This window comes from Deltaproteobacteria bacterium, from assembly GCA_003194485.1.
Taxonomy (GTDB): Bacteria; Desulfobacterota; Dissulfuribacteria; order Dissulfuribacterales; family UBA3076; genus UBA3076.
The window spans coordinates 43,616-53,870 of the sequence record PQXD01000016.1 but is presented as its reverse complement, the minus strand read 5'-3'; the positions used below and the strand labels follow the sequence as shown (position 1 = coordinate 53,870).

At 49.4% G+C, this 10,255-nt stretch carries 12 protein-coding genes; 11 read left to right on the top strand and 1 reads right to left on the bottom strand.

Annotated features, from left to right (window positions below; genetic code table 11):
- The first annotated feature begins 107 nt into the window (after positions 1-107).
- The 4 genes from C4B57_09250 to C4B57_09235 are packed head-to-tail and all read left to right on the top strand — an operon-like array spanning position 108 to position 2,983.
- Positions 108-557 (top strand): hypothetical protein, encoded by a 450-nt coding sequence (locus C4B57_09250; GenBank protein ID PXF53765.1) that lies wholly within the window; start codon positions 108-110, stop codon positions 555-557.
- Positions 557-1,414 carry a hypothetical protein gene (locus C4B57_09245; protein PXF53764.1) on the top strand — a complete coding sequence of 286 codons (858 nt, stop codon included), beginning with the start codon at positions 557-559 and terminating at the stop codon, positions 1,412-1,414. The genes C4B57_09250 and C4B57_09245 overlap by 1 nt, the downstream gene beginning before the upstream one ends.
- On the top strand, positions 1,368-1,688 hold the full coding sequence (locus tag C4B57_09240) for a hypothetical protein (protein PXF53763.1): 321 nt from the start codon (positions 1,368-1,370) through the stop codon (positions 1,686-1,688). Before C4B57_09245 ends, C4B57_09240 begins: the two co-directional genes overlap by 47 nt.
- The gene (locus C4B57_09235) at positions 1,688-2,983 is read left to right on the top strand and encodes a hypothetical protein (GenBank protein PXF53762.1); all 1,296 of its coding nucleotides are present in this window, start codon (positions 1,688-1,690) and stop codon (positions 2,981-2,983) included. Before C4B57_09240 ends, C4B57_09235 begins: the two co-directional genes overlap by 1 nt.
- 162 nt (positions 2,984-3,145) lie before the next feature.
- Here C4B57_09235 and C4B57_09230 read toward each other — a convergent pair whose 3' ends face one another.
- Entirely contained in the window at positions 3,146-3,469 is a 324-nt protein-coding gene (locus tag C4B57_09230) for a hypothetical protein (GenBank protein PXF53761.1), read from the bottom strand.
- 489 nt (positions 3,470-3,958) lie between these two features.
- Here C4B57_09230 and C4B57_09225 point away from each other — a divergent pair, with 489 nt between their 5' ends.
- The 7 genes from C4B57_09225 (at position 3,959) to C4B57_09195 (ending at position 10,155) form a co-directional block, all read left to right on the top strand.
- The gene (locus C4B57_09225) at positions 3,959-5,104 is read left to right on the top strand and encodes a hypothetical protein (protein PXF53760.1); all 1,146 of its coding nucleotides are present in this window, start codon (positions 3,959-3,961) and stop codon (positions 5,102-5,104) included.
- The gene (locus tag C4B57_09220) at positions 5,101-5,958 is read left to right on the top strand and encodes a hypothetical protein (protein ID PXF53759.1); all 858 of its coding nucleotides are present in this window, start codon (positions 5,101-5,103) and stop codon (positions 5,956-5,958) included. The genes C4B57_09225 and C4B57_09220 overlap by 4 nt, the downstream gene beginning before the upstream one ends.
- Entirely contained in the window at positions 5,772-6,953 is a 1,182-nt protein-coding gene (locus C4B57_09215) for a hypothetical protein (GenBank protein ID PXF53758.1), read from the top strand. Before C4B57_09220 ends, C4B57_09215 begins: the two co-directional genes overlap by 187 nt.
- Positions 6,954-7,107: 154 nt before the next feature.
- Entirely contained in the window at positions 7,108-7,701 is a 594-nt protein-coding gene (locus C4B57_09210; protein ID PXF53757.1) for a hypothetical protein, read from the top strand.
- 237 nt (positions 7,702-7,938) lie between these two features.
- Positions 7,939-8,133, top strand: a complete 195-nt coding sequence (locus tag C4B57_09205) for a DUF2191 domain-containing protein (GenBank protein PXF53756.1) — start codon at positions 7,939-7,941, stop codon at positions 8,131-8,133.
- Positions 8,130-8,528, top strand: coding sequence for a VapC toxin family PIN domain ribonuclease (locus C4B57_09200; protein ID PXF53755.1), 399 nt, complete (start codon positions 8,130-8,132; stop codon positions 8,526-8,528). Before C4B57_09205 ends, C4B57_09200 begins: the two co-directional genes overlap by 4 nt.
- 175 nt (positions 8,529-8,703) lie before the next feature.
- A complete protein-coding gene (locus C4B57_09195) occupies positions 8,704-10,155 on the top strand; it encodes a B12-binding domain-containing radical SAM protein (protein ID PXF53754.1) in 1,452 nt (483 codons plus the stop codon).
- The last annotated feature ends 100 nt before the right edge of the window (positions 10,156-10,255 follow it).

The following is a 10,255-nucleotide window of genomic DNA, read 5'->3' as shown; positions in this document are numbered from 1 at the left end:
GGGGTGGAATAAGGCTCTTATGACAATGAATCTCAATAATCAGCATTTCCAGAAAGTCCAGAGGGGCATAAGGCCAAAATTTGGCCGAATCGAAATCTTCGGCTGATATGATTTACGGGACACGCTCTACAGCGCCACATCCTGAAGGACGGGGCCTCAAGTGCGCCTTCGGCAAGGCAATTTCAGACGCCGGTGTCCATGTACAGGATATTGCCCTGATTAATGCCCACGGGACAGGAACCAGGGCAAATGACCTTGCTGAGGCCAAGGCACTGGCAGCTCTTTTGCCAGATCCTGACGAGGTGCCGATAGTTTCCACAAAGGGGTTGACCGGCCACACCCTTGGTGCTGCCGGAGCCATTGAGGCGATTTTCACGCTCCTAGCGCTTCAACATGGGCAGGCTTCCGGAACAGTCGGGTGCTCTGTTCCAGATCCGGTCCTGTCGGTGAAACCATTGCCTGAGGGCCAGACAAGCCTATTGCGCAATAAACTGGGGATATCTCAGTCCCTTGCCTTTGGCGGTGGCAATTCAGTCCTGATTTTAGAGGCGGCTTAATGATTTCCCCGGTGGCAGTCAGTGCAACAAAGAAGGTGGTATCATCAAAGGATCTTTCGGTCCCAGACTCACTTGCCAGGGCCTTGCGTCGTGCCGACGATTTCATCAGATTGGCCGTTGTCAGTGCCAAGTCAGTTATCGATCTGGCTCCGTCCCGGCAACTGTTACCAGAGCAGATCGGCACCTTCATGGGTACGGCTTACGGGCCTATAGAGACCAGTTTCAGATTTCTGGATACCCTTATTGATGATGGAGAGAGGCAGGCATCCCCTACACTCTTTTCTCACTCGGTACACAATGCGGCAGCGGGTTATGTGGCCAGGTTACTCGATATCCAGGGTCCGGCCCTTACTATGACCTCCTTTTCATGGCCTTTTCTGACTGCTATCAGCGAAGCCAGGCTGGCAGTGGATTCAGGCCGTGTCCGCAGGGCATTGGTACTTGGAATAGAGGCAAATAGTCCCGTCTTGGAAGACGCATGCAGGCAGCTTCAAGGCAATAAAGCAGTTTCTTGGCAGCCGGGAGCTGTAGCCTGGGTACTGGATACTGTTGATCAGGCAGGCAGATATGCTGTTTTACTGGAGGACACGGTGCTTACAGAAATCCCTTGCAACCCTGATGTCTTTCTGACCAGGACCGGAGAGGCCTGGAACATGGACGGCTCTATTCCTCGTGGCAGCCGTCACCCCATGGCCTATGCATATGCCTTGACTGATGCTGTTTCAAGGTTGCGTTATTCAAGCCAGAATATTATAAAATGGACTATTACCGCTCCATTTGGTCAAGCTCAACTGACATTAAGAAACAGGGATTTTGATAAGCAGGGTAAGCTCAGGGAGATCGTTGGACAGTATTAATATTCGCGGAACATTACAGGACAGACTTGTAGAGGAAATTCAGGCCGGCCTCCAGACCTATATCTGTCAGGATTTAGGTGGCGACATCCCGGATCTCGATCCAGAGACTCCCTTGGCCAACGCAGGCATTGACTCCATGGCCCTGCTTCGGATCCTGCTATTTGCGGAAGAACGCTTCGGGGTATATCTGCCTGACGAGGCCCTGACAGCCGAGAATATTTACAATCTCTCCTCCCTGTCCGCTGTCATTGCCTATTACAAGACCCATCGCTAATGACTTCCGATGTTCTTCGTGGGACTGATCTGTTTCTGGATGTACTTGACTTTGATCAGCGTCGGTCGGGCCTTGCCGGAAACCTGGTACAGTTAATCCTTTACCTGGAATCCACGCCTGAGCGGGATAGACTTGAACAACGCATAGCAGATTGGACGGCAACAGAGCCTGCCTGCCGGATTGCCATTAGCAGATCCCTGTGGAAGTTGCCGCGATGGCGTTTTCTCTCGAAGCCTGTGCCACCGCCAGTCAACTGGCACAGGGCAGTTGACCCGGCTTCAATCCTGGATCAGAGGATCAACAGCCCTATTTCCATTTCAAGACTACCTGCCTTTGCCATAGATATTATTGCGCTTGAGGACGGAGGAGCCATTCTGGCACTGACGTGGCACCACCTTCTGACCGACGCGCATGGCGGCGAGTTTCTCCTGGCCCGATTGGCCGCTACTTCATCGGCGCCGACCGGGTACCTTCCGGCTGCAGACAATTCTTCCCTGCTTTCACGCCTTAAGGAGGCCAGGCGATTCAGGCCGGTTGTCAGGCAAATGGCCGTTGGCGGAGTGACGTCCCCGGGAAGAGAAAAACCGAAGGGTCCTTTCAGGCTGGCAAGCACCTTCAGGGTAATTGAACCAGAGGCTACGGCTGTGCTGTCAAAACGGAGCCACAGGGTGCATCCCATTTTCGGGGAGACCGCCCTTTTGCTGGCCGCAGCCCTTCGACGCGTTAATATACTCTGCCGGGGCCAGGACAGGAAATATGGAGGCTATCTTGTTCCTGTCCCGGTCTCCAGGCGTCTGCCGGGAAGCCGCTCACCTGTTCTTGGGAACCCCGTGAGTTTCTTTTTCATTTACATCAAGATATCAAGGATTGAAGAGTCCGATATGGATGCCGTAGCCAGGGATATTGCCCGCTCATTTGTTGAGCAGGTCCGTAATGACCTTCCTTTGGCGGTGGACGCATCCCTTTCCCTGGGCAGCCATCTCCCCAAGCCATTTTATCGGTGGTTACTCCGCAGGACAATGCAGGGAGAATTGGCCTCGTGCTTTTTTGCAAATACAGGTCCTGTCAGTTTGGGAGAGAGTCCGGGCGGGCATTATGATTTTTTGGGAGTGCCGGTAACTGCATGCTTTCACCGCCCGATGATATGTCAACCTCCTGGAGTAGGGTTTTTTGCATGCAGATATTCAGGCTGCCTTCACCTGACCATCTGCTGGATCGACGGCGCCCTTGAAAGAGGAATAATGGAAACAGCGGCCAATGATCTGGTAAACGAACTGGTCAATGACAATAAGTAGAGTCTATGCGGCCACGACATATGGCTTAACTACCATTCGAACCATAAAGCCGCAAAGGCCGTAAAAAGAAAAGCATAAATTCATGATGTCCCCTATTTTCATCCTAAAGCTCCCTCTGGGGGTCAATCTCAAGCCACCACCTCTGGTAATGGTTTGTAAAATTTATTTTTCCTTAACTACTGTTCCCCTTATGGTAGTACTGTAACCGTTAAGAACATAAGCCCAGAACCACCGTTCTGAAATTACCGGATTAAGCAATTTATCCCCACCCTTACTCCTTACTGCAGCATTATACGCCTTTTCAAATCGGTGGTTTTGATTAATGGGAATAAACTGAAACAGCATTATGCCGACTGACCGACCCATGCCTTCTCCCAAGACCTCATATTTGCTGGGATCTGGAGCAGGGCTGGTCATGCGCACAGGAGTCCCGGCACAACCGGCAACAAAGGTTATTAAAATCACGCATAGCAATGGTTTTTTCATTGTTTCCCTCCCTCCCTTTGTTTATATTTATAATAACTCAACTTTTGGGGTAGTCTTCTCGTAACTTTTCAATAAGTCAGGCGTAAATATTTACTCACAGAATTTTGTCATTCCAAGCGTAGCGAGAAGTCCTGTATTACGATTTTCCATAGCCAAATGAACATTTCAGTTTTGTTCCCGGATTAAAAATCTTCCAGGGCTAAATCATCTCAAAAGTCTAAGATCATATAGTCTTGAACTGGTATACGCTGAACTCACTGTGCCGTCAACCCATGAGTCTACGAATCAGATCTTCATCTATCCTGCCCTTATGTTTCAGCTTCCCAGAGCTCTCATCATAAATGGCTTGAAGTCCTGGTGGTTGTTCTGCATAATATTCCATAATGACTATTGTGTGAGACCTTGCGGATGATATATAGAGGAGGTAACCGCATATATGGATTGTCTTTGCGATTTTCGTTCAGAAACTCGCCCCGTATAACAAGCTGAATGTCACAGGCTGAACCAATTTTGTCCGCTCATGTTATGGTCGCAGGGGCAGGACCGGCCGGACTGGCTGCTGCCCTGGCTGCAGCACGGAATGGAGCAAACACTCTGTTGGTGGACAGTCATAATGAAGTAGGGGGTACTGTAACTCATGCAGGGATCTGTAGCGTATGCAGGCTTTTTGCCCCAGACAGGCCCTATCCTGAGTATGTGGCCGGACCGGAGGCCATTAAATGGGCGAAGTCTTTAGGTGGCCATGTCGTCCGAATGGGAAGGCTCTTTGTCTTGACTTTGAACCCCGGTGCTTTCACTGCAACGGCCCGCGGATTTCTCGATGACTGCCCCAACCTGACTATCTGCCTTGGGTGCCGCCTGAAATCCGGCATGCGTTTGAGGGTCAGGGTCCTGGTGGACTGCACTGGTTGTGCAGCATTGGCGCATCTCCTCGGGCGATCCGTCAGACAGACTGAACCTGCATGTCCGGCTCTTGGGTTCAGGATAAGCGGCGTAGACCTAAAACGCCTCGCTCCTGGCTGCTTAAATATCTTGAGGCACTTGGAAAAGGAGGCTCCTGGCTGTCTTTTTCGTCTCTATCCGGACTTTAGTAATCCCGGAGGAGAAATCCCCGGATTTCTGAATCTCCCACCTGTTATCCGTCCTGCTGATCAGCGGTCTCTTTACGAGAAGGCCTTGAGAGAGTTAGAAAGAATTCTGACATTGCTTCGCGCCTATCAACAAGGATTTCGTATGGTCAATCTGGCCTGGGTTGCAGAGGAAATAGGCTTCAGGAGTGGTGAGACAATAGTTGGTGAAGATACACTGGATATTGACTTGGCCTTAAATGAAACCAGCGATCAAGAGCAAGCTCATAGCTGGTGGCCTGTGGAGCACTGGACAGGGACGACAGGCCCATGCTTTACCTATCCCGGTCCTGCAGGCTATTTGATAACAGACGGGTGTCTTATGTCTCCCGGGGAACCGCCATTATTTGCGGCCGGTATGAGTCTTAGTGCCACTTCCAAGGGGCAGGCCTCCTCAAGGGTCATTGCTGCCTGCCTGGATACGGGTTTTCGTGCCGGTACTCTCGCGGCTGAAGCCGCCAGTGATGGGCAGACATACGATATATATTTACAAGATTATATAACATGACCCCTGATCTCAACAGCACCAACGTCCTGACAGGCATCGAAAGGCAGGCGGAGACAGATCCGGATCATCAAGCACTGGTCTCTGATGCCATTGTAATGACCTATGCCGAACTCTGGCAGAAAGTCTGCTGCCATGCTGCAAAGCTGGGGCAACTGGGATTGCAGCCAGGCGAACGGCTCGCCCTGACGATGGAAAACCGTACAGATCATCTGGTTTGGGCACTTGCAGTGATCAAGGCCGGGGCCTGCCTTATTCCTCTGCCGCCAGATGCTACTTCATCAGAGACAGAAGATTATTTACGCTGCTCGGCAGCACAGGGCCTGCTGGATCTGGATCAAGGAAATGCCAATTTAACCCTGGTTTCCGAAGTCGAAGACCCTCTGACTGAAACAAGATTTGCCACCTTGTCTTCACCTCCTGCCATTATAAGGCCTACCTCCGGGACTACAGGGGCACAAAAAGGCGTCCTTCTCTCCCATGCATCTGTTGCAGGCCGGATTGCCTGTGCAAACAGTGTCCTGGGGATTGGGCCAGACGATATCGTCCTATGGACCCTTCCCTGTGCCTATCACCTGGCCGTGTCTATTTTCCTGTATCTGAACTACGGTGCAACTATCCTCCTTGCAAAGGACCAAAGTCCTGATACCTTACTTGAGCTCGCCTCTATATGGCCAGTGACAACTCTTTTTACGGTACCCCATGGCAGTATAGGCTTCTGGCTGCAGATGTTACAGACCGTAATTTCCCTGATCTGCGCTGGGCCATTTCTACAGGGATTTTTCTTCCAAGATCTGTTGCCCTGGCGTTTGAAAAGCGCTTCAGGCATCCGGTCCGCCAGGCATATGGTGTCATAGAAGCCGGACTTGTTGCCATCAACGCTTCAGACCCCCCGGCACCCGATGATTCTGTTGGTCAGGTGGTCCCAGGCTATGAAGTGACCATATTGGATGAATTCGGCAGTCCAGTGTCTGACGGAGAGGTCGGTGAAGTCCTGATACAGGGACCTGGCCTGTTTGAAGGATATGTGTCTCCGTGGCTGCCAAGGGAACAAATCGGATTTCACCCCGGAGATTTTGGGCGTTATGAGAATGGGGTATTGACATTGATGGGCCGCAAATCCTGTGTGTTGAATGTGGCCGGGCTCAAGGTCTTCCCCGAGGAGGTGGAGGCAGTGCTTCTTGAGCATCCATCAGTATCAAAGGCCAGGGTTTTCGGGGTTCCGCACCAACGTTCAGGTGACATAGTCCGCGGCGAGGTGTGTCTGCATATCGGGGAAAACTTAGAGAGAGAAGAACTGCTGGCCCTCTGCCGCAGGCATCTTGCATGTCATAAGGTGCCGGTGTCACTGAAGGCAGTATCTGATATCCCCACCACTTCCAGTGGGAAAGTGCAAAGGCGCCCCCTGCCGTATCCCGCCCAGCTTCTGGTCCCACATCGCCCGCCCATGCTCATTATTAACCAGCTCCTTGAAAAGGATAAGGATACAGCGGTGGCGGAGGCTGTGGTCCCATCAAAGGGTATCTTTGTGGACCCGGATAAAGGGCTTCTTCCCGAGTATATTATCGAGTTGGTGGCACAGTCCATGGCCGCAGCAAACGGATTTGACGCCAAGCAGAGCGACCAAATTCCATCCAGGGGCTTTTTGGTTGGAATAGACAACTTTTCCTGGATGGGCAAAGTTTGTCCAGGAGAGACTTTGCGGGTGGAACTCAAAAAGACCCTTAAGTTTCAGGCAGTAACCATTATGGAAGGCAGAGTAGTTGGTCCCAATGGACTTGTAGCCTGCGGTGAAATCAAGGTGTGGGAGGAAAAAGAAACGGCAAACTTCCATCATTTATCCACGACATAAGTGAACCTCAAACAGGACCCCTGAACCACGCACTGACCATTACTAAGGCGCTTACGCACTTGCGAGGCAAAGGACCTGATGATATTATCGATTTTAATATTACGTCTCCTTTTGGAGATGCCCGGCTAATCTGACGTATAAAGGAGGAAAAACCATGAAGATGACCGGTGTATGGTCTTTGGTCTGTGTATTCATTCTTTGTCTTGTCTTGATGCCTACCCACAAATCAGCTCTTGCAGGCAACAGTGATATCGAGGCCGGCAAAACATACTATCTTAAATGTAATCTCCATGCCGACCCGAACAACAACAAATTATCATCAGTAAACTATCAACTGGCAGGTAAGGTGCTGAAATGGGGCACCCCGATAAAAATAAAGAAGATTTCTGGGAAAAAAGTCAAGTTTGAGGCATCCGGCGAAAACTTTACGTACGAAATCCATAAACGGACACGTAAAATAACAACGGTTAGAGATCACTTGGCGCGTTTCCTGACTACTGATCCCAACAAGCTTAAAACAAGGGTCGGGAGTCTGTCGAGCGTGGACAAAAAGGGGATTGAGGACGCCAGGGCCATGGTAGGTATGAGCAAGCAGGGTGTCCTGATTGCTATAGGATATCCGCCTGAGTTTGTTGTTTCTGATCCCATGGCGGCTTCGAGTTGGCAATACTGGCGGAACCGGTGGGGTAAGTTTATCGTAGCCTTTGGTACGCATGGCAAGGTCAAAGATATCATAGGAAACTATTAGAGCGGGAATTTATCTAAAAGATGCCATTCTGCGGATAGTCAATCGCATAGCAGTTGTTGAACTACAGAACCGATAATTGATTTTTCCAGGACTTCCGGTCCCCTGTCACAACCTGAATGCGTGCGCTGCCATCCATGTGTACATCTGCTTACAATTCATAAAAAATATCAGGTCTTGACATCGATCGAATGTGTATGTATTATATTTTTAATACACATTAATCATAGAGGCAATACTATGAGAACCAATATTATTATAGATGACGAATTAATGCATGAAGCCATGACACTCAGCCAGCTAAAAACCAAAAAAGCTGTTGTTGAGACAGGGCTTAAATTATTGGTTCAAATTAAAAAACAAGAACGTATCAAAAGCTTACGTGGAAAATTGAAATGGGATGGTGACCTTGATGCAATGAGGTTAGACCAGTGATTTTGGTCGACTCATCCGTATGGGTCAATTATTTCAACGGTATTTCCACATGGCAAACAGACCTTCTTGACAATTACCTTTCAAATGTACCCGTCGTCATCGGTGATTTAATTCTCACAGAGGTCCTTCAGGGTTTCAGATCTAATAAAGATTACGAAATAGCCAAGAACTTCCTCAGTGATCTTCCGTTTCGTCAAATCGGTGGATACAATGTCGCCATTAAAAGTGCCCAAAATTACCGACTCCTTCGAAAAGCTGGTGTCACTGTACGAAAAACAATTGATATAATAATCGCGACGTTTTGTATTATGGAGGGATTGACCTTGCTCCATGATGATCGTGATTTTGATCCCATGGTATCCCATTTCTCCCTGAAGACACCTATGCCATTATAATTTCGTTTTGCTTTCTTCTCAATTATTGCCTTGATGTACAACTATTTAAGTTAATGTTACTTTCAGGTACATTAGCTGAAGACAGCTCGTCTATATAAGCCTTTGAAGCTCCAGACGTGCCTTATTGACTCGTACGCTTTTTCAAAGGATTGCGCCTCAATGGCATGAAAAGAAAATGACCACTCTGAATGCAAAAAATATTCTGCTGGTCCATCCGCTCGGCTATCGGACAGAAGCCGCGGGCAGGGACATCTCCAGAATGGCAAACATCATGCCTCCTCTGGGACTGGCAAGCATTGCGGCCTTTCTCAAAAGACAGGGAAATGATGCCGCCATTATCGACTACTACGCCCGGCCTGACTCGGATCGTCTTGTCCGTGATTATCTGTTGACAGAACAACCTGCCTTTATAGGCGTGAGCTGCACCACATCGAGTTTTCTTGACGCAGTCCGCATCATAAAAATTGCCAAGAGCATCCTGCCTGACATCCAGGCGGTATTGGGCGGTCCCCATGTTTCGGCCATGAAAGAACGGGTCTTGGAAGACTTCCCTGTTATTGATTTTGTCGTTGTAGGTGAAGGGGAGCAGACCCTTGCCGAACTGATGGAGTGCGGCGGAAAAGAGGCTGCCCTGATTCAGGGTGTAATATACCGGGATGCCGGAGGAGATACCTGTTTTACCGGTTATCGGGACAAAGGGATTGTGCTCGACACCCTTCCGTTTCCTGCCTACGAGGAGTTGGAAGGGTACCCCGAAGCCTACAGGCTGCCCATATTCAATTATCCCAGGGTTCCCAATACCAGTTGCATATCCAGCCGTGGCTGCCCTTATGCCTGCAGCTATTGTGACCGGTCTGTATTCCGGCGCACTTTCCGTTACAACTCAGCCGAGTATATGTATCACCACCTGCGCTATCTGAAGGAACGCTTCGGGATACGGCACATCAATTTCTATGACGATCAATTTACTTTCAACCGCAAAAGGATTGATAAATTTACACAGATGCTGATAGACAGCCCATTGGGAATGAGTTTTAACTGTGCAGTGCGGGCTGAACATATCGATTTGGATCTGCTTCGACAGATGAAGGCAGCGGGATGTTGGATGATCAGCCTTGGAATTGAAACCGGTGACGAGAATCTCTTGGCCCGACACCGGCAGCATGTAAACCTGCAACTATTGGCAGACAAAATACGCTTGATCAAACAGGCAGGGATCCGTACTAAAGGACTTTTGATGATGGGGTTGCCGGGTGAGACTGAAGCCAGTATCAAGAAGAGCATGGACTATGTATTTTCCCTGCCCATTGACGATTTTAACCTGGCCAAGTTTATTCCATTCCCCGGCTCTCCCATTTATCAAAACATCCATGAATTAGGAGAGTTTGATGAAGACTGGGAAAAGATGGACTGCATGCACTTCCAGTTCATTCCAAAAGGGATGACCAAGGAGCAAATGGAGGAACTTTTCCAGAAATTCTACAAGACCCATTTTATGCGCCCGAAAGTCCTTTTAGGTTATGCGGCCATGGTCTGGCGCTCACCTGATAGTTGGTTACGTTTTTTGGAGAATATGGGAGATTTTCTCAGATTTGCCAGAAGCAATAAACGACTTGGAGAGGGCTGAAAAGATGAACGTCGAACATCGAACGTCGAACGTCCAACGTCCAACGTCGAATGAAAAACAAATATTCAATATCGAACATTCAACGGTACACGCTGAATGA